The following is a 23,059-nucleotide window of genomic DNA, read 5'->3' on the forward strand; positions in this document are numbered from 1 at the left end:
TGGTACTGCCTCGATAAAAAAGCCCGGTCATCAATGACGATGACCGGGCTTTTTAACGTCCTGAAGCTAACTGCGCGCTTCGTGGCTCATCACGCGCTTACTTGTTGGGCTGCGGCGTCATGCGCAGGTACGGGCGCAATGCTTTGTAGCCCTTCGGGAATTTCTGCTTGATGACTTCCTCGTCCTTCAGCGACGGGACGATCACCACGTCATCGCCCTGCTTCCAGTTGCCGGGGGTGGCGACCGAATGGTTGTCCGTGAGTTGCAGGGAGTCGATCACGCGCAGCACTTCGTCGAAGTTGCGGCCGGTGCTGGCCGGATACGTGATGGTCAGGCGCACCTTCTTCTTCGGGTCGATCACGAACAGCGAGCGGACCGTGAACGTCTCGCTGGCGTTCGGGTGGATCATGTCGTAGAGCTCAGCAACCTTGCGGTCGCCGTCAGCGAGAATCGGGAAGCCGACGTTGGCGGCCTGAGTCTCGTTAATGTCCTTGATCCACTCCTTGTGCGACTCGGCGCTGTCGACCGACAGCGCGATGGTCTTCACATTGCGCTTCGCGAATTCCTCAGCCAGCTTCGCGGTGAGGCCGAGTTCGGTCGTGCAGACCGGCGTGAAATCGGCGGGGTGCGAAAACAGCACGCCCCAGCTATCGCCCAGCCATTCATGGAACTTGATCGGCCCGATGCTCGACAGTTGCTCGAAATCCGGTGCGATATCGCCAAGACGCAAACTCATGTTGATCCTTTAAGGTTATTGGACATTGCGCGCGAGCAACCGCTCGCGCCGCCCCGCAGACGCAAAGCATAAGGGCGCGACGTTACACGACGAACCAACATCGCGTCACTACTTTATGCGTTTTTGTAATTTTCACCGATTTAGTGGAAACTTTGCGGGACAGATCAACTCCATCTTTGGCAAACTTTGCCGACGCGGTTGTGCAGGTGGAGCATTTTTTTGCCTATGCTTCAACCGGGAACGGTTCATGCGAACTGGCGAGACAGTGGAACCATACCCTCGCCAGCGGCCGTTTCTTTGGTTACGATTCACGCGTGGCGTGATATGAAGGGAGCTGTCAATGTCGGAAGTCAACAAGGAGAGATTGATGTCGGATATCAAAACCGTCCTCGCGGACGCAGAAGATTTGCTGAAACAGGCCGCGAGTGCCACCGGCGAGCGCGCTTCGGAACTGCGTGAAACGGCGCTTACGCGCCTGAAGCAGGCTAAGGAAAAAGCGGCTGACGTGCAGGTCGTGGTGGTCGAAAAAGGCAAGAAGGCCGCCCGCGCCACCGACGACTACGTGCATGAGCATCCGTGGGCATCCATCGGCATCGCTGCGGGCGCCGGCATCCTGCTTGGGTTGTTGATCAATCGCAAGTAAGACTGGTGACGAGGCCGGACGACCCGCGTCCGGCGCACCAGCGAATCGAGTCGCCCGGCGCACGCCTGGCCGGCCCGCTTTCCCCGGCGCATGCATGCGCCGGTTAGGCCTTCACGCGCAACGTCCATAGCCATGACGATCGAAACACAATCGCAGCGCGGAGAGCGTAGTCCGTTGCGCCGCATCCTCAGTTCCGTGTTTGCGATACTGCAAACGCGGCTGGAACTGGTCGGCATTGAACTCGCCGAAGAAAAGGACCGCTTGCTCGGCGTGCTATTTCTTGGCCTTGCGGCCATGATGCTCGCCACGATGGCCCTGATCGCGCTGACGGCGCTGATCGCCATCGCGTTCTGGGACACTTATCGCTTGCAGGCGCTCGCCGGCATCACCGTCGTCTACGCGATAGCGGGACTGGCCTGCGCGCTGAAAGCGCGCAGCAGTTTACGCAACGCGCCGATGGTGTTCGAAGCGACCATCGCCGAGTTCGAAAAAGACCGCGAGGTATTCCGCAAGCCGTGACACCGAGGGCGTAACGGGAGTGCTTTGCCCGCTCCGCGCCCAGGTTGGGAACCTCGAGCGATTTGCAGCGCTTATTTGCAACGTTTATCCGCTGTCTGACTTTCACCGCCGCCGACACGCCATGAGCCAGATTCATTCCGACACCGCATTCCGTAACACGCGCCACCACGCCAGAGATCTGAGCACCCCGCATTTGCGTGCGCTACGCAAGGAGTTGCTGCTGGTGCGCGCGGATGTCGAGCGCATGGAACTCGCGCAGGCGACCATTGAATTTCGGCAGGCAGTCACGCATTTCAGCTGGCTCAAATTCATCGTGCCGGGTTTTGCCGGCATGCGCACAGGCAGCGGTTCGAAGGCGGGCATTCTCAACGCCACGAGCATCGGCGCGCTCCTCAAACAATATCCGCTCATCAGTTCGATCGCGTCGATCGTTCTTGCCAAGCCGCTGCGCGCAACGGTCGTGGCCGGCGCCAAGCCCGCGCTCAAGTGGGGCAGCCTTGTGCTCGCCGGGTGGGAAGCGTACCGGATCTGGCAGCAGATGAAGCGCGAGAAGGCCGCTTCTGCCTCCACCGGCGACAAAGCCGGCTCGCCGGATAACGGCTACTGAGCGGTTACTGAGGCGTCATGCCTCGCGACGTCTTACTGCCCCGCTGATTGTCTAGCTCGTATTCCAGCACTCGCCGCTTGCCGGCGTCACGCTGTTTGCCCCACTTCTGTTGCCGCGCTGCCCTGTCGCATCGAGTGTGAAAATGCCGCAGGGATCGTCGTGCATTGGACCGGTTTCGCTCGGTACCGCCTCGATCGCGTAGCCACCGTTTGCCTGGTCTGCGGGCAGCACGTGCAAGCGATAGACAGGCGCGCCATACTGCGGCGCCTGATCCAGGCCTGGCGGGAGTGCCGGCGCGCTGTCGCTTGTTGCGCCTTCGACGAATTGCGCGGCCCGATAGAGCGCGGACGCTGCATCGATTCGATGGCTTCGTACGACATGCCGCTGGTACGAAGGCACGGCAAACACCGCCAGCGTGGCGGCTATCGCCAGTGTGATCACCAGTTCGAGCAACGTGAATGCGGATGGCGGCGGCTTCATCATGCTCCCCGTCAAAATGGCCGGGAGGCGACGCGGCGCCAGTGACGTTCGATCTTCTCCCCCTCGATCACCAGTTCCATTTGCAGCCACACCTGCGACTCTTTGGTCCGGCCGAAACCGCGCGACGTCAGTAAATACGCCTGGGCGTCCGCGCGGGTAGCCAGGCGCCATGCCTCGACCAGACATTGTGGCGCGCGCAGCGATCCGGGCCATCTCGCGACGGGTTCGATAGCGCCTGCTTCGAAGGCGGATTCGACTTTCCATTGCGCCGGCTCGACGGATGCAAGCGGCGGCGCGGCCGTTTGCATTCCTGCTGACGAGACCACACTGCGAGCGCATAAGGTCAGCGCCGAATTTGCGGCTTGAAAGGCTTGCAGATACTCGCGCACGTTGGCGGCGCCGCGCGCGGCCGCAAGCGATGATTCAAACCACGCGGCAGACGTGGCCAGCATCATGGCTGATATCAGCAGCACGATTGGCAGAACTACGCCACGCTGACGGCCACGTGATCTGCGTCGCATGACGCTCAGGCAGCCTAAGGTTTCTGCCCGCTCGTCGCATGAGGCGCGCTGCCCGTCCTCGCGATCTTGCTGCGGGCTAACTGATCGCTGCGTCACGGTTAATCCTCCGCATGATTGCGTATCGCCACGCGCCGCCAGAATGCCTGGCGCGGCCTCGAATCGGTACCAAGAATGGTCACCCCGTCGCAATCGACATAGCGCGAGCGCTGCCCTCGCGGCGCACCGCGTACGAGGACACACAGATCGACGGCGACGATCTTTGCCCATTGAGTGACGCTAATTGACGACGCGTCGACTGCTCCTAACCCTCCGGCCAGCCAATATTTGATCCGCACGCGCTCGATGCCCTCCACCAGCGGCTGCGCAGACCCCGCCTTGCCGTTGCCCTCACAGTAAAGTTCCGGCTCGCCTGTCGAACCGCTGACTCTGGCGAAAAACCGGTTCACTACCCATACGCCCTGGCCTCCTGCAACTGGATGGTTGCCTGTCACAGCCTGGCCAAGGCAGTCGGTTGCCTGTCCAGTCGCCGATGGCCATGTGGAGACGCTGTCACCCACGTAACGGACCGCAACCCCGTCCGAACGACTCGGCAACGTTTCACAGGCCAGACTGTCGTCCGCGCCAGTCGGACGGCCACCCGAGCAGCCGAACAACGGTGGCGGACCGTTGTAGCTTGAAACGTCCGCGGGTACGAAGCCGGCCATTTGCAACTGCTGGCCAATCAGCGCCAACGCGATCAGGCCGGCTTCGCGGATCCGCATGGCGTCGCTCGCGTGATCGAAAGCGGCCCGCTGCGTCGTATAGAGTGACGCGGCGCCCGCTGTCACGACTAACCCCAGCGCGATAGCAATCACGAACTCAAGCAACGTATGACCGCGAGCAGGATTTGAACGCCGCATCATTTCGCAAACGCCAGTGCAACGCATGAGGAGCCCACGGGAAGATCCACACCGCCGCAAGATGCTGGCTTGTCGATCACGTCGTCCGCATGCGGCATGTCACGCAGCGATTCCCAGGTCACACGGGCCGCAGACACCCCGCCGCTTTCGGTTACCGATGCTTGGCCGTGGGGTAAAACGGCCGCCGCCCGCGCATCCCATTGCCTGATCGCGGGATCACCCGTGGCGGGCGTGTACATCGCTTCCGCCACGGAATCGGCTATCCACGCTGCTTGTTCGCGCAGCGCCATCGCGCGATCTTCGCGGGCGGTCCACAATTGCCCGGCGATAAGCCCTAACGCTGTGACCGCCATCAACGCGACTGCCAGCATGACTTCGATCAATGAGCTACCGCCGCATTTCAAGCCGCGGTGGGGCAAACATGGGATCTGCCAGTACCGTCTCATGAGGTTGCTCCACACGCACCCTCGACAATCCGCGCGCGGCCACCCGCGGCAATGTGGATGCAGCGCCGCCATTTGTTTCCTTGGGTTGCCCTGGCGGGGGAGCGCGGCGCTATGTCGAAACTGCGGAACGTGCCGATCAGTTGTCCGGCCGGCGGCGTGAACGTGAGATTCGTCTGCACCCCAGTGATGCTCACCGCCGCGAGCAGGGGCTGCGCGCGCAGCAGCGCGCGGGTGCCGCCTTGTTCCACCAGCACGGCCCAACCACAGGACCAGTCGGCGACGCCATTGCTGCACGACTGCCCCGCGGTCAGGCACTGTCGTGCCGCATCGATCCGGCACACAGTGACGCGTGCACCGCGGCGCAATGCTTCACTGCGCGCATAGGCCAGTGTCGAGGCAAGTGCTCTTGCGCGTGCATCGACCTGGTCGCGCACGTGCCACGCTACGAACGACGGCGTCGCCATCACCGCGACGACCGCCAGCAGCGCGATGACGGCGAGCGTCTCGACAAGCGTGAAACCGCGCCATGGCGGTGGATTGGCCACATCCCATTTCATCTGCATCCCTGATCGTTTCGAAGAATGCAGCCAATCTAGCGAATCGCAAACACCTCAACAATCGGCCGAATGGCCAGGTGGCATTCAGACGCTATCCCGCGCAAGAATTCACGCGACGAACCACAACGGAAGCGGGAGATGCGGATGCGCCAAACAACGCGGAGGAAAACAGCCTCCAGAACGCAACATGAAGTGCGGCAGCGACTAGCGCTTGCGGGAAGGCTTGGGAGGAGAAGTGGCGCGGCGAAATTCTTCGATCACGTCTTCGAATTCGGAGACGTCTTCAAAGCGCCGGTAGACGGAAGCGAAACGAACGTAGGCAATCGTGTCGAGCGCGCGCAACTCGTTCATCACGAGTTCGCCGAGGCGCTCGCTGCGCACCTCGCGCTCGCCGCTGCCGAGCAACTGGTATTCGATGCGTGCAACGGCCGCGTCGATCGCGTCTGCCGCAACCGGGCGCTTGCGCAGTGCCAGTTGCATGCTCGCTACGATCTTGCGGCGGTCGAATTCCGTGCGGCTGCCATCCTTCTTGACGACCGACGGCAACGCCAGCTCGACCCGCTCATACGTCGTGAAACGTTTGTCGCAGGCCGGGCAGCGGCGGCGCCGGCGAATCGTGGCACCGTCTTCGGATACGCGCGAGTCGACAACCTGCGTATCGGCGTGACGGCAGAAGGGGCAATGCATAACGGCTTAGCGGTAAACCGGGAAGCGCTGGGTCAGCTCTGCAACCTGCGCGCGTACACGTTCGATCGTGGCTGCGTCTTCCGGGTTGTCCAGCACGTCGGCAATCAGGTTGCCCACCTGTTCCGCTTCCTTGACGCCGAAGCCGCGCGTGGTCATGGCAGGCGAGCCGAGACGCACGCCGCTCGTCACGAACGGCTTTTCCGGATCGTTCGGAATCGCGTTCTTGTTGACGGTGATGTGCGCGGCGCCGAGCGCGGCTTCCGCAGCCTTGCCGGTAATCTTCTTCGCGCGCAGATCGACCAGCATCACGTGGCTTTCGGTGCGGCCCGACACGATACGCAGACCGCGCTTGACCAGCGTCTCGGCCAGCACGCGGGCGTTTTCCACGACCTGCTGCTGGTACGCCTTGAATTCCGGCGACAGCGCTTCCTTGAAAGCCACGGCCTTGCCGGCGATCACGTGCATCAGCGGACCACCCTGAATGCCCGGGAAGATGGCCGAGTTGATCTGCTTTTCGAACTCGGCCTTCATCAGGATCACGCCGCCGCGCGGGCCGCGCAGGCTCTTGTGCGTGGTGGTGGTGACGAAATCGGCGTGCGGCACCGGGTTCGGATACACACCCGCGGCAACCAGGCCGGCGTAGTGCGCCATGTCGACCATGAAGTACGCGCCGATCGACTTGGCGATCTTCGACAGGCGTTCGAAATCGATACGCAGCGCGAAAGCAGAGGCGCCCGCTACGATCAACTTCGGCTTGTGCTCCTGAGCGAGCTTCTCGGCAGCGTCGTAGTCGATGTCTTCGGCTTCGTTCAGGCCGTAGCTCACCACGTTGAACCACTTGCCCGACATGTTGACCGGCGAGCCGTGCGTGAGGTGGCCGCCGTGCGCGAGGCTCATGCCCATGATGGTATCGCCCGGCTTGAGCATGGCGAAGAACACACCCTGGTTGGCTTGCGAGCCGGAGTTCGGCTGCACGTTCGCCGCTTCGGCGCCGAACAGTTGCTTGACGCGGTCGATCGCGAGCTGCTCGGCGATGTCGACGAATTCACAGCCGCCGTAATAGCGCTTGCCCGGATACCCTTCAGCGTACTTGTTCGTGAGTTGCGAGCCTTGTGCAGCCATGACAGCCGGGCTCGTATAGTTTTCCGACGCGATCAGTTCGATGTGCTCTTCCTGACGGCGGTTTTCCTGCTCGATGACCTTCCAGAGTTCAGGATCGACGTTGGCGATGGTGCTTTGGGCTCTGTCAAACATACGGATTCCGTTGAGTGTGTTCAGGTTGACCGGATCGTGCGCCGAATCTTGCGTAGAGGGTACGCAGCGCTGCTGGCGGCTAGGCCAGCCCTGACGTGGCGGATGGAGAGACGCCGCACACGCGAGGCAGGACAGCCACCGTCAGCGCAGATCATTGCGCGCGGATCACAGCTGCCCAGGCGAACGGCAAAACGGCACCCTGCGCTTCACGGTGGGTTGCTCCACCTTGAACCCGGTTGCTTGAACCGGTTCTATCGCCAGTCACGCAGGGATGAGCGCGTTAGTTTATTGGAAGAGGATCGAATAGGCAACCGGCCTCCGGGCGCCCCGGCGGGCGCTCGCCACGCGGACGGCCAGGCCGCCCGGCGCGGCATTCAAACGTCTGATAAATGTCCGCGCCGAATTCACGGTGCCTCCCTGCCACAACCGCTGATGCAACTGGTTCATCCTTGCCGCAGCGCCGCAATGAAAGTAGGCTTGGGGCCTTTCTCTCTTCTCGACCAGGGAACTGCAATGATCGTGTTCGTCACCGGAGCATCGGCGGGATTCGGCGCCGCTATCGCTCGCGCCTTTGTCAAGGGCGGCCATCGCGTCGTCGCCACTGCACGCCGTAAAGACCGCCTGCAGGCACTCGCCGACGAACTCGGCGACGCTCTCCTGCCTTACGAACTGGACGTGCGCGACCGCGCCGCCGTCGAGGCGGTGCCGGCCTCGCTGCCGGCGGGTTTCGCTGCAATCGACGTGCTGGTCAACAATGCGGGCCTCGCGCTCGGTATCGAGCCTGCGCAAAAAGCGAGTCTGGATGAATGGACGACCATGATCGAGACCAACTGTACGGGCCTCGTGCAGGTCACGCACGCGCTCCTGCCCGGCATGGTGGAGCGCAACCGCGGGCACATCGTCAATCTGGGCTCCGCGGCCGGCAACTGGCCGTATGCCGGCGGCAACGTGTATGGCGCAACCAAGGCGTTCGTGCGCCAGTTCAGCCTGAATCTGCGCTCAGACCTCGCCGGCACTGCGCTTCGCGTGACTGACGTCGAACCGGGCCTGTGCGGCGGCACCGAGTTCTCCAACGTGCGTTTTCGCGGTGACGACGCGAGGGCCGGCAAAATGTACGAAAACGTGCAACCGCTGACCCCCGAAGACATCGCTGATTCGATCTACTGGATCACCACTCGCCCGGCGCACGTCAACATCAACACGATCGAGCTGATGCCGGTGGCTCAAACGTTCGCCGCGTTGTCCGTGCATCGCGGCTGAATTTCCGGCTGAAATCGCCGCTGAAGCCCGCCAGACGGGGCGCACATCTTGAAACAGACCTCGGGATGTGCGTTCCGGTAAAATGCGCGGCATGAATATGTCGACCAGCCAGCCCGGCACCGAAATCGGCTGCACGTGGCCAATCCGCGTGTATTACGAAGATACCGACGCCGGCGGCATCGTGTTTTACGCGAACTACCTGAAGTTTTTCGAGCGGGCGCGCACTGAATGGCTGCGCGCCTGTGGCGTCGACCAGAACCGGCTTGCGGACGAAACCGGTGCAATTTTCATCGTGCGCAGCACCGCGGTCGACTATCGGGCGCCGGCCCGGCTCGACGACATCGTCAACGTTGTCAGCCGGATCGAGCGTCTTGGCAGGGCATCGGTCGATTTCGCGCAGGAGGCGTGGCGTAATGACACGCTGCTTGCCACCGGCTCCATCCGCGTCGGCTGTGTCGACCGCATTGCGCTACGGCCGGCCGCGATTCCTCCGCAGGTTCTTGCAGCTTTGCGGCGTGGGCCGGGCGTGAGTCACGGCGACGTGTCAACGAACCATGACTGAACCCCGTTGTTACGGGGCCAGTGAACTCGTATCGATCAAGCAACACAAAGCATGGTTCGGCTTGCAATTTCGCCGATGCTTCCGTTTTGCTCACGGCAAGCTTCGAGTGGCCTTGCAGCCGGACGCCCCCTTCCCGGGACGTTAAAACGAACCTTTATGAACACTACACAAGATCTATCGATCATTTCTCTCGTACTTAATGCGAGCTTGCTGGCACAGGCCGTCATGGCGCTGCTGCTGTTGTTGTCGCTGATGTCGTGGACTTTCATCTTCCGCAAGTGGTTTGCGATTCGCCGGGCGCGGGCGCAAACTGAACGTTTCGAACGCGATTTCTGGTCGGGCGGCGACCTGCAGGCGCTCTATCAGAGCGCGGCGAACAACCGCCATACGATCGGCGCGCTGGAGCGAATTTTCGAATCCGGCATGCGCGAATTCCTGAAGGGCAAGGAAAAGCGCCTGAACGATCCAGGCGCGATTCTCGACGGCGCACGCCGCGCCATGCGCGCCGCGTTTCAGCGTGAAATGGACGTCCTCGAAGCGAACCTCGCCTTTCTCGCATCTGTCGGCTCGGTCAGCCCGTACATTGGTCTGTTCGGCACGGTGTGGGGGATCATGAATGCGTTCCGCGGCCTTGCCAACGTGCAGCAGGCCACGCTGGCAAACGTCGCGCCGGGCATTGCCGAGGCGCTGACCGCCACCGCAATCGGCCTGTTCGCCGCGATTCCGGCCGTGGTGGCCTACAACCGCTACGCGCACGACATCGACCGACTGGCGATCCGCTTCGAGACGTTCATCGAAGAATTCTCGAACATCCTGCAGCGCCAGGCACACTAAGGAGCTCACGATGGCAGGCTCTCGCCCTTCCAGCATGCGCGGCGGCCGCTCGCGCCGCGCGATGGCCGACATCAACGTCGTGCCGTACATCGACGTGATGCTCGTGCTGCTTGTGATCTTCATGGTGACCGCGCCACTCGTCGCCCCGTCGATTGTCAATCTGCCGACCGTCGGCGGCGCCGCGCCACAGCAGCAAACGCCGCCCGTGATCGTGAATATTCGCGCAGACGGCAACATGAGCGTCAAATACAAGGACGACTCGGGTGCGCAGCAACAGGAAGACATGACGAAAGCCGACCTGCGGGGCTTCATTTCCGACCGCGCGCAGTCGCACCCTGACCAGCCTGTCGTGATCGCCGCCGACAAGACGGTCAAGTACGAAACCGTGATGAACGTGATGTCCGAACTGAAAGCCCGCGGCGTCAAACGCGTTGGATTGCTCGTCAAATCGCAATGATCCGCAAGAAATCCGAATACCCGCTCCAGCCACCGCGTGAACGCGGTACCGGGCGCGCCTTTGTGTTCGCGCTGGTGATGCACCTGCTGCTCGGGTTCTTCCTGTACCACGGTATTCATTGGCAAAACAGCACACCCGAAGGGGAAGAAGCGGAACTGTGGACCGAGGTGCCGGATACGGCGATTCCGCGCCCCGCGCCGCCTCCGCCCGTGCCGGTCGCCCCCGCTCCGCCGCTGCCGGACGAACAGGCCGACATCGCTTTGCAGGAAAAAAAGCGGCAGCAACAGGAAGCAGCCCGTCAGGCGCAGCTGGCGGAGCAGCAGCGTCTGCAGAAGCTGCAAGCCCAGCAGGAAGCGGAGGCGAAACGTCAGCAACAGCTGGCGGCCGACCAGGCGGCGCAACTCGCCGCGCAGAAAGCCGCTGCCGCGAAGCAGAAGCAATTGCAACAGCAGCAGGCCGACAAGCTCAAGCAACAGCAACTGGCCGAGCAGCAAAAGCAGGAGCAATTGAAAGAACAGCAGGAACAGCAGAAGCAGGCCGAAGCTGAAGCGCAGAAGAAGGCCGACGCGCAGAAAGCGGCGAAAGCCAAGGCGCAGGCCGACGCTGCGGCTCAGGCGAAGAAGCTGGATACGGAACGCCGGGCTCGCCTCGCGCAGATGATGCAGGGCTCCGCCGGCGGCACGAGTTCGACCAGCGATGGGCTTGGCAAGAGTGGCACGGGTAGTGGCTCGGGTGGCAATGCGACATCGCCTGGGTATTCGGATAAGGTGCGTCGTGCGGTGCGCCCGCACATCTCGTGGGGTGGCGAAACGAGCGGACTGGAGACCGTGGTCTCCGTGCGTTGCTCGCCGACCGGCACCTTGCTTGGGGCAACCATCTCGCGCAGCAGCGGCAACCCGGCATGGGACGACGCCGCACTCCGGGCGGTCCAGCTTACCGATCCGATGCCTCAGGACATCAATGGCAAGACACCGACCAGCTTCCTGATTACGTTACGCCCGGCAAGTTGATAGCAGCAGTTTGACAGTCAGTTGACAGCAGACCCGGCGCCAGGCCTAGCGGGGCGCGCCGGGGAACGAAATGGGACTTTTGGGGTCTCTCTGCTGTCTTGAAGTGTTAGTAAAACCGTTTTTGGGGAATCCATACAGCATGAGTTTGATGACCAAGCTAGGCCTGCGGACTTTGGTAGCGTCCTGCCTGATCGCCGTAGCCGGCGCCGCCAACGCACAACTCAACGTCCTCGTGACAGGCGTCGGATCCACCCAGTTTCCGATTGCCACGGCAAATTTTGCCAATGAAGCGAACTCGCCGCAGCAGGTCAGCACAATCGTGCGCCAGGATCTGCAACGCAGCGGCAAATTCACGAATATCGACGCCGGCTCGACGCCGGTCTCCGAAACCGACTCCGTCGACCTGGGCAGCTGGAAGGCCAAGGGTGCGAACGCTTTCGTATCGGGCAGCGTGAATCGCCTGCCGAACGGGCAGTACGAAGTGCGCTTCAAGCTGTATGACACGGTCAAGGGCGAAAGCCTCGGCGGCCTCGTGCTGGTGAGCCCGGAAAGCGGCTTGCGCATGAGCGCTCACAAGGTCGCGGATTACATCTACGCAAAGCTGATGGGCGGCCGCGGCGTGTTCGCCACGCGCCTGTCGTACGTCATCAAGACGGGTGGCCGTTATCAATTGCAGATTTCCGATTCGGACGGCCAGGACGCGCATATCGCCCTGTCGAGCCCCGAGCCGATCATCTCGCCGGCATGGTCGCCGGACGGCACCAAGGTCGCTTACGTTTCGTTTGAAAAGAAGAAGCCGATCGTCTACATCCACGATCTCCCCACGGGCCGTCGCGTGGTCGTTTCCGATCAGAAGGGCAACAACAGTGCGCCGGCGTGGTCGCCGGATGGACGCACGCTGGCGGTCGCGCTCTCACGCACGGGCAACACGCAGATTTTCGCCGTCAATGCAGACGGCAGCGGCCTGCGGCGCCTCACGCAAGGCAGCTCGATCGACACAGAACCGTGCTTTTCGCCTGACGGCCAGTCGATCTACTTCACCAGCGACCGTGGCGGCCAACCGCAGATCTACAAGATGTCGGCCCAAGGCGAAAGCGCCGGCGCCGCACAACGCGTTACATTCACGGGCAGCTATAACACCAGCCCCCGCGTGAGCCCGGACGGCAAGCAGCTTGCCTATATCTCGCGCGTCGGCGGCGGCTTCAAGCTCTATATCCAGGACCTGCAAGGCAATACCGCCACAGGCCTGACGGACACGACACATGACGAATCGCCGAGCTTCGCGGCGAACGGTCAGTACATTCTTTACGCCACAGAGGTGAACGGCCGTGGCGTGTTGGCCGCAGTATCGACTGATGGTCGCACTCGGCAGGTCCTGTCCGTTCAGGGTGGTAGCGTACGCGAGCCGTCCTGGGGCCCGTTTATGCAATAACGTTGATGCAATAACACAAGGAGAGTAACAAAATGATGTCCAAGCTTCGTTTCGCTTTTGCCGTTCTGATGGTCGGTGCGCTGGCCGCATGTCACTCGGGCGTCAAGCTCGACGAAAACGCCAACAAGGGTGGCGCTGTCTCGACGCAGCCGAACCCGACCGATGTCGCACAGGTCAATGTCGACCCGCTGAATGACCCGAACAGCCCGCTGGCCAAGCGCAGCATCTACTTCGACTTCGACAGCTACTCGGTCAAAGATGACTATCAGTCGCTGCTGCAGCAACACGCGCAGTACCTGAAGAGCCATCCGCAGCGTCACGTCCTGATCCAGGGCAACACGGACGAGCGCGGCACCAGCGAGTACAACCTGGCACTCGGCCAGAAGCGTGCTGAAGCTGTCCGCCGTTCGCTGTCGCTGATGGGCGTGACGGACTCGCAAATGGAAGCCGTGAGCCTCGGCAAGGAAAAGCCGCAAGCTACCGGTCATGACGAATCGTCGTGGGCACAAAACCGCCGCGCCGACCTCGTGTACCAACAGTAAGTAACGGGTGATGAGCCGAATGACGCATCGTTTCTCCTGGCTGCGGTTTGCCGCAGCGGCCTGCGTCGCGGGCACGGTCTTCGCGGCTGTGCCCGCGCATGCGGGCATCTTCGACGACGATCAGGCCCGCCAGGCCATTCTCGATCTGCGTACGAAGACCGACAGCCTGTCGAGCCAGTTGTCGGCCGCGCAGCGCACGATCCTCGATCAGTCCAACCGTCTCGACCAGCTGAATCAGCAGGTCGCTACGCTGCGTGGGCAGAACGAGGATATGGCCAATCAGCTCGCCACGCTGCAAAAGCAGCAGAAGGACTACTACACCGATCTGGACACGCGTCTGAAGAAATTCGAGCCGCAGCAGCAAACGGTGGACGGCGTCCAGGGCGAGGTGCAGCCGGGTGAAACTGAATCGTTCAATGCGGCTTCCCAGCAGTTCCGCAGCGGCGACTTCAAGAATGCCGCGGCGTCGTTCCGCACCTTCATCTCCAAGTATCCGAACAGCCCCTATCAGCCGACGGCGCAGTACTGGCTCGGCAACGCGCTGTATGCATTGCGCGACTACAAGGGCTCGACGGCGACCTGGCAAGGTGTGGTGAAGAACTACCCGCAGCATCCGCGTGCGCCGGAGGCGCTGCTGGCGATTGCAAACAATCAGCTTGAGCAAGGTCAGAAGGCTGCGGCCAAGAAGACGCTGGAGCAGATCGTCGCGCAGTACGGCGGCACGGACGTTGCGCAGTCGGCCCAGAGCAAGCTGTCGCAGATCAAGTAGTCGTCGGTTGAGCAGTTGGCTGTAACGCGTAGTGTCCGATGCCAAGGCCACGCGCGCCTCTCGCTGAAAAGCCCGGGTAGTGATACCCGGGCTTTTCACTATCTGGAGTGCCGGTAGCGCGAATGGTCGACATGGGTTGACAGCCTGCACAGGCTATCGCTATAATTTCGCTTCTCTTTTGGGTCGTTAGCTCAGCTGGTAGAGCAGCGGACTTTTAATCCGTTGGTCACAGGTTCGAATCCCGTACGGCCTACCAAGAATCGCAGTAAAAACAAGCCCCTACGGTACTGGTTGCCGTAGGGGCTTTGTTTTTCCCGCGCCATCACGCATCACGTACCGCCCACAGGATGATGTGATCCAACGAGAACGGCATTGGCATGCGCAGCCAGATGACCGCCGGGCTTGATCTCGCGGGCGCCGCCTGGCGCTGACGCGTCGCCGCGCAGACAAACAAGCAGCGAACGCGTGTCAGGTTCTACACACATCGAATCGCTGCCCATGGTTTAGAGGCGCCTCAATGCGGGCTTCGCATCGGCCTTACATCAGGCTGCGGGCGATGATCAGCTTCTGAATATGGCTCGTGCCTTCGTAGATCTTGCAGACACGCACATCGCGGCTATAGCGCTCGACCGGGAAGTCCGTCAGGTAGCCGTAACCGCCATGAATCTGGATAGCCTCCGAGCACACCTTTTCTGCAATCTCGCTCGCAAAGAGCTTGGCGATCGACGCCTCCTTCGAGCATTCGATACCTTCCGCGCACAGACGAGCGGCGTGCAGCGAGTACTGGTACGCGATCTCGACCTGAGCGGCCATGTCCGCGAGATCGAAACTTACGCCCTGCAACTCCGCAATCGGGCGGCCATAGGCCTCGCGATCCTTCGCATACGCGACAGCAGCGTCGAGCGCAGCACGTGCGACGCCGGCCGCGATAAAGGCGATACCGATGCGACCGTCCGACAACCCGGACATAACGAGAGAATAGCCTTCGCCTTCGGCGCCCAGCAGGTTCTCACGTGGCACGCGAAACCCTTCGAGCGAAATTGCTGCCGTGTGCGCCGTGTGCTGGCCAAGCTTGTTTTCGATGCGAGTGATCGTGTAACCCGGCTGCTTCGGGTCGATGATGAAGGTGCTCGCGCCGCGCTTGCCCGCGTCCTTGCTCGTCAGAACGAAGGCAATTGCGACACCCGCCTGGCTGCCGTTCGAGATGAACTGTTTCGCCCCGTCGAGAATGTAGTAGTCGCCGTCGCGGCGGCCAGTCGCGCGCAGCGCGGCGGTGTCAGAGCCGGCTTGCGGTTCGCTCAGCAGGAACGCGCCGATTGACTCGCCGCATGCCATCGCCGGCAAATAGCGGCGCTTTTGCTCCTCCGTGCCGTGGATCGCGATGCACAGCGCCGTGAAGTTATGCACGTGCAGAATCGTCGCAAGGCCTGCATCGGCACCCGCGAATTCATATTGCGCAAGGCAGAATTCGACAACGCCCGCACCCACGCCGCCATACTCTTCAGGAACGAGCATGCCAAGAAAGCCAAGCTCCGCGAGTTGCTTCAGTTCGGTATGCGGCCAGGCCGACGTGCGGTCGCGCTCCGCAGCGGTCGGCGCGATCACCTCCGCAGCGACGCGGCGCGCCGAGTCGCGAATCATGATCTGTTGCTCGGTGAGAAATACTGCGGATGTATCTGCCATGGGTTGTCTCCGTATTCCGGGGGCGTCAATCGCCGTGCTGAATTCTCGTTCCGCAACGTCGCAGCTGCCTGTGGCGCGCTACCAATCCATGCTGCGCAACGCACTTTCTACTTTCGAGTAAATTTTTATACCGCGAAGTCAAATTGTCAATCTGAAACTTCCTTTCGTTGACTGAAAAGGCATTGCCCGGTAGCGGGCTGGACCGTTACCGGGCCTTCCCGGTCATGGCAAGAGCGCGATCAACATCGGTTCGACCGCGTGGTAAGATTCACTGAATCAATAATGGGATAGTCCACGATGGCATCGACGGCGCGCAAATCTCCCGGCACCCGAAAATCGAAAGAGTCGTCCACACGCTGGAAAGACGCGCTACCGTCGCGCGAAGACCTGCAGCAGTTGAAGAAAACCGCCTTGATCCGCGAGGCGGGTCGAGCATTCAAGACGAAGGGGTTCCACAACACCTCGCTCGACGAAGTGGCCGAGGCGCTCAATGTCACCAAGGCAGCGCTCTACTATTACGTGAAGGGCAAGCGTGAGCTATTGTTCGAAACGCAGATGCTCGTGCTCGAAATGGGTGACGCCGCGCTGGAGGAAGGCCAGCACGGCAAGACCGGTCTGGAAAAGCTCGAGCGGACAATCGGCCGGTTCATCGTGCTGATGGCAAGGGATTTCATTTCGCACTCTTTCGTGTCCACGCTTGACGACATGCTGCCCGAGCATCAGGACATCATTCGCAAGCGCCGCCGTGCTTTCGATCTGCGTATCAGAGAATTCGTGCAGGACGGCATCAACGACGGTTCGATCGCGCCTTGCGAGCCCAAGCTCGCCGTTGCGTGGCTGATGGGTTCAATCAACTGGATTCCTAACTGGTTCAATCCGGAAGGCGAGTACGGCCCCGAGGCAATCGCGGAGGTGTTCGTCAACTTCATATCGCACGGACTCGCAGCGGGATCCGCGAAGGTCCGCGGCCGCCCGCGCAAGTCCTCAAGTGAAGCCACCTAGGCATTCCATAGACAACCTTGCAGCCAGCGCGCATCCAACCACCTGCGTGCACGTGCCGGCAGCGAGCCGATTTATCCATGTCGCGCCTCCCCTTGAAAAAGCGCGAACGCGAATGCCGCGGACAATTCAAGGGAAGTCGAATTCCGCGTGCGCGTGATTTCCTTCGAGGGTCGCCTCAAGGCTGCCGGACGAATGGTGGCGGGAAATACTGCCCTGCCGCCACCTCGGTCGTCGGGCCATATAATCGGAACGTGAGGTTGTAAGTGGTGCCGCGCTGCGTGGGCAACCAGTTCGTTGCGGGGACGCCGTCAGGACGCGCGGGACCGAACGCGAGCGTGACGGAGCCATCCGCGTTGGGCTGCACGCGCGACTGCCGGTTTAGCAGAAAGCGGCCGAGCGGATTCGGCACCACCCTATATTGCGTCGAGTCGACTTCGGTGACCGACCAGAAATAGCGAGCGAGACTCTGCGGCAGCGCATCCTTCGGATACGTTTGTGTATAGGTCGCACTGCCGTCCAGATGCAGCATGGCGTAGTACATCACTTCATCCGGGTTATTCGCCCAGATGCCGGCGAGATCAACGACCGTCCGATCGAGGTAGTTGCTTCCGTACTGACCGACGGTCGAGGGCCGAATCCAGCCATTACCGGCCGGACCGAGCGCTTTCATCCGGCGTGCGAGCGCCGGCAATGCCTCGCGTTCGATGACGCTGTCGACCCGGGCGCGCCCCGGCGCTCCCGATTGCACTAGCGCAGCGACCGCCCTGACCTGCGCACGAACCTCGTCCATACGCGGCGCGAGATCCGGCTGGCCGTCGAGAATTTGCGCAGCGAAGGCGAACGCCTCGACGTGCGGCAGCTGTGCATTCGTAAAGAGCGGCACCTCGATGGGCGCTTCGAGCTTCGGCTCGCCGAGCGGCGTTAAGCGGAATTCGCGCTGAAGACGCTGAGCCTGCGCCGGGTCATCGCCCAACTCGATACGCGTGAGCATCCGCAACGTCCGGACCGGCAGATCGATGCGTAATGCGCCGGCCGGTGGCGTCGCGTGTGCGCCCTTCAAACACAGCGCGTAGCGGCCATAAGGCCGTTGCGCAAAGGTGCGCTCGTTGATATTGAGCACCGTCTCGCCCCAGCCGTCCAGCATCTGCCATGTGTAGTAGCGTCCTTCGATACGTGGGATATCGGCCAGCACGCAGGTCTTCTCGTCGAGTGCGACCCACGCTTCGGCATAGACTACGTCAAGATTTGGGTTCGCCCATTGCACGCCGCCTGGCCTGCGGTACACGACGCGGTTCCATTGGAATCCGTCTTTCTCGAAGTCAAGACGTTGCTGGCGCAAGATCAGCAACCGCCCGAGCAGATAGTGGTAAGCGTGAACGATGTCGGCGTCGCTCACGCTGGCTCCGGCGTCCTGATCAATCGCAGCGGCCGGCGGCTGTTCAGCCGACACGCTCTTGCAACCTCCGACGCCCGCGAGCAGGGTCAGCGCGAGCAGCATCGCCGCACCCGTGCGAAAAAGCTTGTGCATTCTAGTCTCCGTCAAATGCGGGCGGCCGCAGCGTACCAGCGAAAGCGGCCGCCGGGCCAGATTAGAGGCCGGTAAACTGGGGCGAACGTTTTTCCTGGAACGCGGCAAGTCCTTCGCGGAGGTCCTCACTGTGTTCGTGGAGCGCGATCATCAGCAGTTCCTGACGAAGCGCGACCTCGGCAGGCTGCTCGAGGCCGTCGTTCACAAGCAGCTTCATCCGGCTCAGGCCGAGCGGACTTTTGGCTGCCATCGTCTGCACAAGCGCGTCAACCCTCGCGCGAAGCTGCGCGTCCTCGACGACTTGGTTGACGAGTCCTGCCGACTCCATCGCCTCGGCCGTAACAAATTCGCCCGTGTACATCAGATACTTCGCGCGCGTCGCGCCAATCTTGCGTGGCAGGCGGACCGAGCCGCCGCCGCCGGGCAGCAACCCATAGTTCGCATGCGCGTCGCCGAACCGCGCCGACTTCCCCGCGATCACAAGATCGCAGCACAGCACCAGTTCGAGGCCGCCCGCGAGCGCCATGCCGTTCACGGCGGCAATGACAGGTCGTGGGAAGCGTTCCAGACGGTTTAGCAGAGCGAGCAGTGCGTCGAGGAACCGGCTCCCACCCGACTGGTCTCCGTCGCGCTCACCACGCACAAATTTCAGATCGGCGCCGGCGCAAAACGCACGGCCCGCTCCGGTCAGCACAACCACGCGTACATCGTCGCGTTTCGTGGCTTCGTCGAGCGCCCACTCGATTCCCCGAACCACGTCGGGAGTAATCGCATTCATCGCCGCGGGACGATTCAGTGTGATCCATAACGCGCCTTGCCGTACTTCGGCGATAACGGGCATCTCCTGCATGGTGCCTTCCTCCTGAAACGTCTCTGCTCAAGCCGCCGGATCTCAATTTCAAGGCGACGTTAAATTTCAAGTACATATATTAACTCGCGAGTAGAAAATATGCCAATATAGCGCGTCAGCAAACCTCGGCGCGACGCATCGACAGGCCACTCGCACGCGCATTGATTGCGCGAGCCGCTGGGTCGCTACACAACCACCTCGCACGCGACCGAAGTACGCGCTCAAGCGCCAACTCCGGTCGACACAGGAGACACGCATGAGTTTGCCTCTGGAGGGTGTGCGCATCCTCAGTCTTGCCGAACAGTATCCCGGCCCCTTCGCCACGCTCGTAATGGCCGACCTGGGCGCTGACGTGGTCTTGATCGAGCGGCCGCCGGCTGGCGACCCGGCCCGTCAGTTGCCCGACTTTCACGCCGCGCTCAACCGCGGCAAACGCTCGGTCGGCGTCGACCTGAAAACCGACGCAGGGCGCGCGGCGCTGCGCGAACTGATCGCTTGCGCGGACGTGCTGATGGAAGGTTTCCGCCCCGGCACGATGGCCCGCCTCGGCTTCGGCTATGACGACGTCGCGAAGCTCAATCCGCGCATCGTCTATCTGTCGATTTCAGGTTTCGGCCAGAACGGCCCGTATCGGAACCGGCCCGCGCACGACCTCTCGTATCAGGCCATTGCGGGCCTGCTGCACCGCCAAGCGGCCAGCGGCCAGATCGAAGCGCCGCCCGAACTCGCGATCGGCGACCTCTCCGCGGCCATGTTCGCCGTCACAGGCTGCCTTGCCGCACTGCTCGAGCGCACCCGCACCGGCTTCGGCAAATGCGTGGACGTGTCGATGACGGACGGCCTCGTGTCGTGGATGAGCGTGTTCCTTTCTCCGGCGATGAACGGCGGACGGCTCGGCATGGCTGAAATCAACGCCCAACCCGCTTACGGAGTGTTCCGCTGCGAGGACGGCCTTCTGCTGACACTGTCGATTGCGCACGAAGACTGGTTCTGGACTTCCCTATGCGAGCTTCTCGGCCTCACCGACATTGCGCAGGTGAAGAACGCGGAACGCGCTCCGCGCAAAGCGGAACTTCGCGCCCGCGTTACCGAAGCGCTCCGCCGCAAGCCTCGTGCTCAATGGGCACCGCTGCTCGACCAGGCGGGCGTGCCCTGGGGGCCGGTGAACAGCCTCGACGAAGTCGTGAATGACCCGCACTTCCGCGCGCGCGGCATGTTCCGCGAGGTCAACGAACGCGGCGGGCGTCGCGCCTGGCACGTTGCGCAGCCACTCGTCTTCAACGGCGTGCATCCGGGACCTACGCGCGGGGTGCCTGATGTCGGCGAGCATGACGCGGAGTTGCTCGCGTGCTCCGCGAATGCGAAAAACGCCGGGTAAACATGAACTTCTACTCAATCGACTATATTTCTACTCACAAGTAGAATTAGTCGATCGAATTGTCAATCCTTAAACAATCTGGGAACCAACATGAAGGATGTCTATGTAGTCGGAGTCGGCATGACGCGGTTCGGCCGGCTGCTCGATCAGAGCATCAAAGCGCTGGTGCGCACCGCCACCGAAGCGGCCCTCAAGGACGCCGGCGTCGAAAAGAGCGCCGTTGAAGCCGCCTTCTATGGCAATGCATCGCAGGGCCACATGGATGGTCAGCACATGATTCGTGGTGAAATCGCGCTGCGCGACATGGGTATCGGCGGCATTCCGGTAGTGAACGTCGAGAATGCGTGCGCGAGCGGCAGCAGTGCATTTGTGCTGGCGCTCAACCATCTGCGCTCGGGCGCCGGGGACGTTGCGCTGGCCGTGGGCGCCGAAAAAATGTTCTCGGAAGACCGTGAACGCATGTTCTCCGTGTTCGACAGCGCACTCGACGTTTCGCGCGCGAATGAAATTCACGCCGAGTTGTTGCGTATCGGCGAAGGCATGGAAATTCCGGCTGGCTCGACCTCGTCAAAGCCCTATAGCGTCTTCATGGACGTGTACGCAGCATTTTGCCGCGCGCACATGAGACGCTTCGGCACTACACAGCGCCAGATCGCCGCCGTGTCAGCGAAGAACCATCGTCATTCCGTGCACAACCCGCTGTCACAATACCGGGTGGCCTACACCGTGGAAGAGGTGCTGGCCGCGCCGCCCATTACCTACCCGTTCACGCTGCCAATGTGCTCGCCTGTGTCCGACGGCGCTGCGGCTGCCATCCTGTGTACAGCCGACGCGCTCAAGCGTCTGAACATCGATGCGAAGCGTGCGATCCACGTGCTGGCCTCGGTCGTCCAGAGCGGAACGGACCGCTCCCCCCACGACATCGAGCAGCATGTCACCGCGCGGGCTTCGCGGCGCGCGTACGAGCTGGCTGGCGTCGGTCCGAAGGACGTGTCGGTAGCAGAGGTGCATGACGCAACCGCGATGGGCGAGATCGTCCAGATCGAAAATCTCGGCTTCTGCGACTTCGGCGACGGCGGCCCGATCTCTGAGCGCGGCGACACGTCAATCGGCGGCCGGATCCCGGTCAACCCGTCGGGCGGCCTGGAATCGAAGGGACACCCGGTCGGCGCGACGGGTCTCGGACAGGTGCATGAGCTCGTCACCCAGTTGCGCGGCGAAGCAGGCCCGCGTCAGGTCGACAACGCGCGGATCGCTGTCGCAGAGAACGGCGGCGGCCTGTATGGCGTTGAGGAAGCGGTGGCCTGCATCACGATTCTGGCGCGCTGACGCATCACGGGGGGGGCGGATCGCAGCGGCGACTTCAAAATCTTCCCAAACAAGATTCGCGGCAAATTTTGGGAGGGCCAGTGGCGCGCAGTCCGACACCTGCGCGAGGCCGATCACCTCTCTCTTACACATCAAACCAGCAACCGGGCAAGAACATGAATCTGCAAAACAAAGTTGCAATCGTCACTGGCGCAGCATCTGGCCTCGGCCTCGCCACCTGCCGGGCGCTTGCCGCAGCGGGCGCAAAAGTAGTCGGCTTCGACCTCGACGGCACGACGCTCGAAGAAACACTCGGGCCGGATATCAAAGGCATCGCGGTCGACGTAGCCAGCGAAGGGAGTGTCAAGACAGGGATCAATGCCGTCGTACGCACGTATGGGGCCGTGCATGTGGCGGTCAATTGCGCAGGCATTCTCGGACCAGGCAAGACCATCTCCAAAGGACAGCTTTTTCCATCCGATCTGTGGAACCGCGTGCTGTCGGTGAACCTGACCGGCACCTTCAACGTGCTCCGTCACGCAGCGCTCGCGATGACGGCCAACGAGCCGGAGGAAACCGGCGAACGCGGCGTGATTATCAACACGGCGTCAGGCGCGGCGCGTCAGGGGCAGATGGGGCAGGCGGCATACAGCGCAAGCAAGGCCGGTGTGATCGGCATGACGATTCCTGTAGCACGCGATCTCGCCGAGTACGGCATTCGCGTTGTATCGATAGCACCGGGCCTGTTCGAATCGGGCATGTCGGCAGGCATGCCGACGAAAGTGTCCGACACGATCGTCGGCAAACTACTGTTCCCGCAACGTATGGGCAAGCCCGACGAATTCGCGAGACTTGTCCAGCATATCGTCGAAAACGCCTATCTGAACGCGACAACTTTCGACATCGAGTGCGGAACGCGTTAGTCGTCGTGGTGCGCAACGCGCCATGCCCCACATGTCATTATCGTTTTCGCTAAAAATTCAGACAAAGTAGAAAGTTTGGCGTCGCATCAATCAAGATAACAATAAGCCATCTAATTTATAAGGATTCCTCTTAATATAAAAATTCTCGATGCTCTCGATAAAAGGAGAATTC

General features: G+C 61.9%; 26 protein-coding genes, 1 tRNA gene, 1 pseudogene and 1 riboswitch. Of the genes and pseudogenes, 16 read left to right on the forward strand and 12 right to left on the reverse strand.

The features are described from left to right. Positions 1-97: 97 nt before the first annotated feature. Positions 98-736 (reverse strand): peroxiredoxin, encoded by a 639-nt coding sequence (locus tag A6V37_RS15000; RefSeq protein WP_064272499.1) that lies wholly within the window; start codon positions 734-736, stop codon positions 98-100. 340 nt (positions 737-1,076) lie between these two features. Between A6V37_RS15000 and A6V37_RS15005 the strand changes: the two genes are divergently transcribed. The 3 genes from A6V37_RS15005 to A6V37_RS15015 all read left to right on the forward strand — a co-directional run bounded on the left by A6V37_RS15005 (position 1,077) and on the right by A6V37_RS15015 (position 2,505). Next, positions 1,077-1,379 carry an ElaB/YgaM/YqjD family protein gene (locus A6V37_RS15005; RefSeq protein WP_064272500.1) on the forward strand — a complete coding sequence of 101 codons (303 nt, stop codon included), beginning with the start codon at positions 1,077-1,079 and terminating at the stop codon, positions 1,377-1,379. 132 nt (positions 1,380-1,511) lie between these two features. Continuing rightward, on the forward strand, positions 1,512-1,898 hold the full coding sequence (locus A6V37_RS15010) for a phage holin family protein (protein ID WP_064272501.1): 387 nt from the start codon (positions 1,512-1,514) through the stop codon (positions 1,896-1,898). A gap of 121 nt (positions 1,899-2,019) precedes the next feature. Beyond that, the gene (locus tag A6V37_RS15015; RefSeq protein ID WP_064272502.1) at positions 2,020-2,505 is read left to right on the forward strand and encodes a DUF3318 domain-containing protein; all 486 of its coding nucleotides are present in this window, start codon (positions 2,020-2,022) and stop codon (positions 2,503-2,505) included. Positions 2,506-2,556: 51 nt separating this feature from the next. Here the strand turns inward: A6V37_RS15015 and A6V37_RS15020 are convergent, their stop codons facing one another. The 7 genes from A6V37_RS15020 to glyA form a co-directional block, all read right to left on the reverse strand. Beyond that, positions 2,557-2,985, reverse strand: coding sequence for a type IV pilin protein (locus A6V37_RS15020; RefSeq protein ID WP_423213174.1), 429 nt, complete (start codon positions 2,983-2,985; stop codon positions 2,557-2,559). An 11-nt stretch (positions 2,986-2,996) separates the two neighbouring features. Then, positions 2,997-3,506, reverse strand: a complete 510-nt coding sequence (locus tag A6V37_RS15025; RefSeq protein ID WP_064272504.1) for a pilus assembly PilX family protein — start codon at positions 3,504-3,506, stop codon at positions 2,997-2,999. A 98-nt stretch (positions 3,507-3,604) separates the two neighbouring features. Next, entirely contained in the window at positions 3,605-4,408 is an 804-nt protein-coding gene (locus A6V37_RS15030; RefSeq protein WP_278185313.1) for a PilW family protein, read from the reverse strand. Continuing rightward, positions 4,405-4,851 (reverse strand): type IV pilus modification PilV family protein, encoded by a 447-nt coding sequence (locus A6V37_RS15035; protein WP_064286107.1) that lies wholly within the window; start codon positions 4,849-4,851, stop codon positions 4,405-4,407. The genes A6V37_RS15030 and A6V37_RS15035 overlap by 4 nt, the downstream gene beginning before the upstream one ends. Beyond that, entirely contained in the window at positions 4,848-5,414 is a 567-nt protein-coding gene (locus tag A6V37_RS15040; protein ID WP_064272506.1) for a GspH/FimT family pseudopilin, read from the reverse strand. Before A6V37_RS15040 ends, A6V37_RS15035 begins: the two co-directional genes overlap by 4 nt. 198 nt (positions 5,415-5,612) lie before the next feature. Then, positions 5,613-6,095 carry a transcriptional regulator NrdR gene (gene nrdR / locus A6V37_RS15045; RefSeq protein ID WP_064272507.1) on the reverse strand — a complete coding sequence of 161 codons (483 nt, stop codon included), beginning with the start codon at positions 6,093-6,095 and terminating at the stop codon, positions 5,613-5,615. 6 nt (positions 6,096-6,101) lie between these two features. Continuing rightward, a complete protein-coding gene (glyA, locus tag A6V37_RS15050; protein WP_064272508.1) occupies positions 6,102-7,349 on the reverse strand; it encodes a serine hydroxymethyltransferase in 1,248 nt (415 codons plus the stop codon). Between the two features lie 166 nt (positions 7,350-7,515). Next, positions 7,516-7,624, reverse strand: a riboswitch (ZMP/ZTP riboswitch). A 238-nt stretch (positions 7,625-7,862) separates the two neighbouring features. On the opposite strand from glyA, the gene ydfG reads away from it, so the two are divergent. From ydfG to A6V37_RS15095, 9 genes are all read left to right on the forward strand, one after another. After that, a complete protein-coding gene (gene ydfG / locus A6V37_RS15055) occupies positions 7,863-8,609 on the forward strand; it encodes a bifunctional NADP-dependent 3-hydroxy acid dehydrogenase/3-hydroxypropionate dehydrogenase YdfG (RefSeq protein ID WP_064272509.1) in 747 nt (248 codons plus the stop codon). Positions 8,610-8,691: 82 nt separating this feature from the next. Continuing rightward, positions 8,692-9,171 carry a tol-pal system-associated acyl-CoA thioesterase gene (gene ybgC / locus A6V37_RS15060; RefSeq protein WP_064272510.1) on the forward strand — a complete coding sequence of 160 codons (480 nt, stop codon included), beginning with the start codon at positions 8,692-8,694 and terminating at the stop codon, positions 9,169-9,171. A gap of 156 nt (positions 9,172-9,327) precedes the next feature. Continuing rightward, positions 9,328-10,005: a protein TolQ gene (gene tolQ, locus A6V37_RS15065; protein WP_007584943.1), complete on the forward strand. Its 678-nt coding sequence runs from the start codon at positions 9,328-9,330 to the stop codon at positions 10,003-10,005. Positions 10,006-10,015: 10 nt separating this feature from the next. Next, the gene (tolR, locus tag A6V37_RS15070) at positions 10,016-10,462 is read left to right on the forward strand and encodes a protein TolR (RefSeq protein WP_064272511.1); all 447 of its coding nucleotides are present in this window, start codon (positions 10,016-10,018) and stop codon (positions 10,460-10,462) included. After that, on the forward strand, positions 10,459-11,472 hold the full coding sequence (tolA, locus tag A6V37_RS15075) for a cell envelope integrity protein TolA (protein WP_064272512.1): 1,014 nt from the start codon (positions 10,459-10,461) through the stop codon (positions 11,470-11,472). The genes tolR and tolA overlap by 4 nt, the downstream gene beginning before the upstream one ends. Positions 11,473-11,611: 139 nt before the next feature. After that, positions 11,612-12,904, forward strand: coding sequence for a Tol-Pal system beta propeller repeat protein TolB (gene tolB, locus A6V37_RS15080; protein WP_064272513.1), 1,293 nt, complete (start codon positions 11,612-11,614; stop codon positions 12,902-12,904). Between the two features lie 32 nt (positions 12,905-12,936). Next, complete coding sequence (gene pal / locus A6V37_RS15085) at positions 12,937-13,446, forward strand: peptidoglycan-associated lipoprotein Pal (RefSeq protein WP_035552920.1); 510 nt, start codon at positions 12,937-12,939, stop codon at positions 13,444-13,446. Between the two features lie 19 nt (positions 13,447-13,465). After that, a complete protein-coding gene (gene ybgF / locus A6V37_RS15090) occupies positions 13,466-14,215 on the forward strand; it encodes a tol-pal system protein YbgF (RefSeq protein ID WP_064272514.1) in 750 nt (249 codons plus the stop codon). A 180-nt stretch (positions 14,216-14,395) separates the two neighbouring features. Further along, positions 14,396-14,471, forward strand: a tRNA-Lys gene (locus A6V37_RS15095). Between the two features lie 72 nt (positions 14,472-14,543). Here A6V37_RS15095 and A6V37_RS42345 read toward each other — a convergent pair. Further along, positions 14,544-14,700, reverse strand: a pseudogene (locus A6V37_RS42345) (MBL fold metallo-hydrolase); the annotation flags it as partial. Positions 14,701-14,752: 52 nt separating this feature from the next. Then, positions 14,753-15,898, reverse strand: a complete 1,146-nt coding sequence (locus tag A6V37_RS15100) for an acyl-CoA dehydrogenase family protein (protein WP_064286108.1) — start codon at positions 15,896-15,898, stop codon at positions 14,753-14,755. A gap of 297 nt (positions 15,899-16,195) precedes the next feature. Between A6V37_RS15100 and A6V37_RS15105 the strand changes: the two genes are divergently transcribed. Then, positions 16,196-16,900 carry a TetR/AcrR family transcriptional regulator gene (locus tag A6V37_RS15105; RefSeq protein ID WP_082902938.1) on the forward strand — a complete coding sequence of 235 codons (705 nt, stop codon included), beginning with the start codon at positions 16,196-16,198 and terminating at the stop codon, positions 16,898-16,900. Positions 16,901-17,075: 175 nt separating this feature from the next. On the opposite strand, the gene A6V37_RS15110 is transcribed toward A6V37_RS15105, so the two are convergent. Beyond that, the gene (locus A6V37_RS15110) at positions 17,076-18,428 is read right to left on the reverse strand and encodes a DUF1214 domain-containing protein (protein ID WP_064272516.1); all 1,353 of its coding nucleotides are present in this window, start codon (positions 18,426-18,428) and stop codon (positions 17,076-17,078) included. A 61-nt stretch (positions 18,429-18,489) separates the two neighbouring features. Then, positions 18,490-19,278 (reverse strand): enoyl-CoA hydratase/isomerase family protein, encoded by a 789-nt coding sequence (locus A6V37_RS15115; RefSeq protein ID WP_064272517.1) that lies wholly within the window; start codon positions 19,276-19,278, stop codon positions 18,490-18,492. Positions 19,279-19,534: 256 nt separating this feature from the next. Between A6V37_RS15115 and A6V37_RS15120 the strand changes: the two genes are divergently transcribed. The 3 genes from A6V37_RS15120 (at position 19,535) to A6V37_RS15130 (ending at position 22,887) form a co-directional block, all read left to right on the forward strand. Continuing rightward, entirely contained in the window at positions 19,535-20,656 is a 1,122-nt protein-coding gene (locus tag A6V37_RS15120) for a CaiB/BaiF CoA transferase family protein (RefSeq protein WP_064272518.1), read from the forward strand. Between the two features lie 90 nt (positions 20,657-20,746). Next, on the forward strand, positions 20,747-21,985 hold the full coding sequence (locus tag A6V37_RS15125) for a thiolase family protein (RefSeq protein WP_064272519.1): 1,239 nt from the start codon (positions 20,747-20,749) through the stop codon (positions 21,983-21,985). A gap of 155 nt (positions 21,986-22,140) precedes the next feature. Further along, a complete protein-coding gene (locus tag A6V37_RS15130; protein WP_064272520.1) occupies positions 22,141-22,887 on the forward strand; it encodes an SDR family NAD(P)-dependent oxidoreductase in 747 nt (248 codons plus the stop codon). The last annotated feature ends 172 nt before the right edge of the window (positions 22,888-23,059 follow it).

Source organism: Paraburkholderia ginsengiterrae, from assembly GCF_001645125.1.
Lineage (GTDB): Bacteria > Pseudomonadota > Gammaproteobacteria > Burkholderiales > Burkholderiaceae > Paraburkholderia > Paraburkholderia ginsengiterrae.

Coding starts and splice junctions, on each gene's coding strand:
- A6V37_RS15120 (WP_064272518.1), top strand. CDS start 19,535: ATGAGTTTGCCTCTGGAGGGTGTGCGCATCCTCAGTCTTGCCGAACAG.
- A6V37_RS15020 (WP_423213174.1), bottom strand. CDS start 2,985: ATGAAGCCGCCGCCATCCGCATTCACGTTGCTCGAACTGGTGATCACA.
- A6V37_RS15130 (WP_064272520.1), top strand. CDS start 22,141: ATGAATCTGCAAAACAAAGTTGCAATCGTCACTGGCGCAGCATCTGGC.
- ydfG (WP_064272509.1), top strand. CDS start 7,863: ATGATCGTGTTCGTCACCGGAGCATCGGCGGGATTCGGCGCCGCTATC.
- nrdR (WP_064272507.1), bottom strand. CDS start 6,095: ATGCATTGCCCCTTCTGCCGTCACGCCGATACGCAGGTTGTCGACTCG.
- pal (WP_035552920.1), top strand. CDS start 12,937: ATGATGTCCAAGCTTCGTTTCGCTTTTGCCGTTCTGATGGTCGGTGCG.
- A6V37_RS15000 (WP_064272499.1), bottom strand. CDS start 736: ATGAGTTTGCGTCTTGGCGATATCGCACCGGATTTCGAGCAACTGTCG.
- glyA (WP_064272508.1), bottom strand. CDS start 7,349: ATGTTTGACAGAGCCCAAAGCACCATCGCCAACGTCGATCCTGAACTC.
- A6V37_RS15025 (WP_064272504.1), bottom strand. CDS start 3,506: ATGCGACGCAGATCACGTGGCCGTCAGCGTGGCGTAGTTCTGCCAATC.
- A6V37_RS15035 (WP_064286107.1), bottom strand. CDS start 4,851: ATGAGACGGTACTGGCAGATCCCATGTTTGCCCCACCGCGGCTTGAAA.
- A6V37_RS15040 (WP_064272506.1), bottom strand. CDS start 5,414: ATGCAGATGAAATGGGATGTGGCCAATCCACCGCCATGGCGCGGTTTC.
- ybgF (WP_064272514.1), top strand. CDS start 13,466: ATGACGCATCGTTTCTCCTGGCTGCGGTTTGCCGCAGCGGCCTGCGTC.
- A6V37_RS15110 (WP_064272516.1), bottom strand. CDS start 18,428: ATGCACAAGCTTTTTCGCACGGGTGCGGCGATGCTGCTCGCGCTGACC.
- tolQ (WP_007584943.1), top strand. CDS start 9,328: ATGAACACTACACAAGATCTATCGATCATTTCTCTCGTACTTAATGCG.
- A6V37_RS15010 (WP_064272501.1), top strand. CDS start 1,512: ATGACGATCGAAACACAATCGCAGCGCGGAGAGCGTAGTCCGTTGCGC.
- A6V37_RS15015 (WP_064272502.1), top strand. CDS start 2,020: ATGAGCCAGATTCATTCCGACACCGCATTCCGTAACACGCGCCACCAC.
- A6V37_RS15030 (WP_278185313.1), bottom strand. CDS start 4,408: ATGATGCGGCGTTCAAATCCTGCTCGCGGTCATACGTTGCTTGAGTTC.
- ybgC (WP_064272510.1), top strand. CDS start 8,692: ATGCGCGGCATGAATATGTCGACCAGCCAGCCCGGCACCGAAATCGGC.
- A6V37_RS15105 (WP_082902938.1), top strand. CDS start 16,196: ATGGCATCGACGGCGCGCAAATCTCCCGGCACCCGAAAATCGAAAGAG.
- tolA (WP_064272512.1), top strand. CDS start 10,459: ATGATCCGCAAGAAATCCGAATACCCGCTCCAGCCACCGCGTGAACGC.
- A6V37_RS15125 (WP_064272519.1), top strand. CDS start 20,747: ATGAAGGATGTCTATGTAGTCGGAGTCGGCATGACGCGGTTCGGCCGG.
- A6V37_RS15100 (WP_064286108.1), bottom strand. CDS start 15,898: ATGGCAGATACATCCGCAGTATTTCTCACCGAGCAACAGATCATGATT.
- A6V37_RS15115 (WP_064272517.1), bottom strand. CDS start 19,278: ATGCAGGAGATGCCCGTTATCGCCGAAGTACGGCAAGGCGCGTTATGG.
- tolR (WP_064272511.1), top strand. CDS start 10,016: ATGGCAGGCTCTCGCCCTTCCAGCATGCGCGGCGGCCGCTCGCGCCGC.
- tolB (WP_064272513.1), top strand. CDS start 11,612: ATGAGTTTGATGACCAAGCTAGGCCTGCGGACTTTGGTAGCGTCCTGC.
- A6V37_RS15005 (WP_064272500.1), top strand. CDS start 1,077: ATGTCGGAAGTCAACAAGGAGAGATTGATGTCGGATATCAAAACCGTC.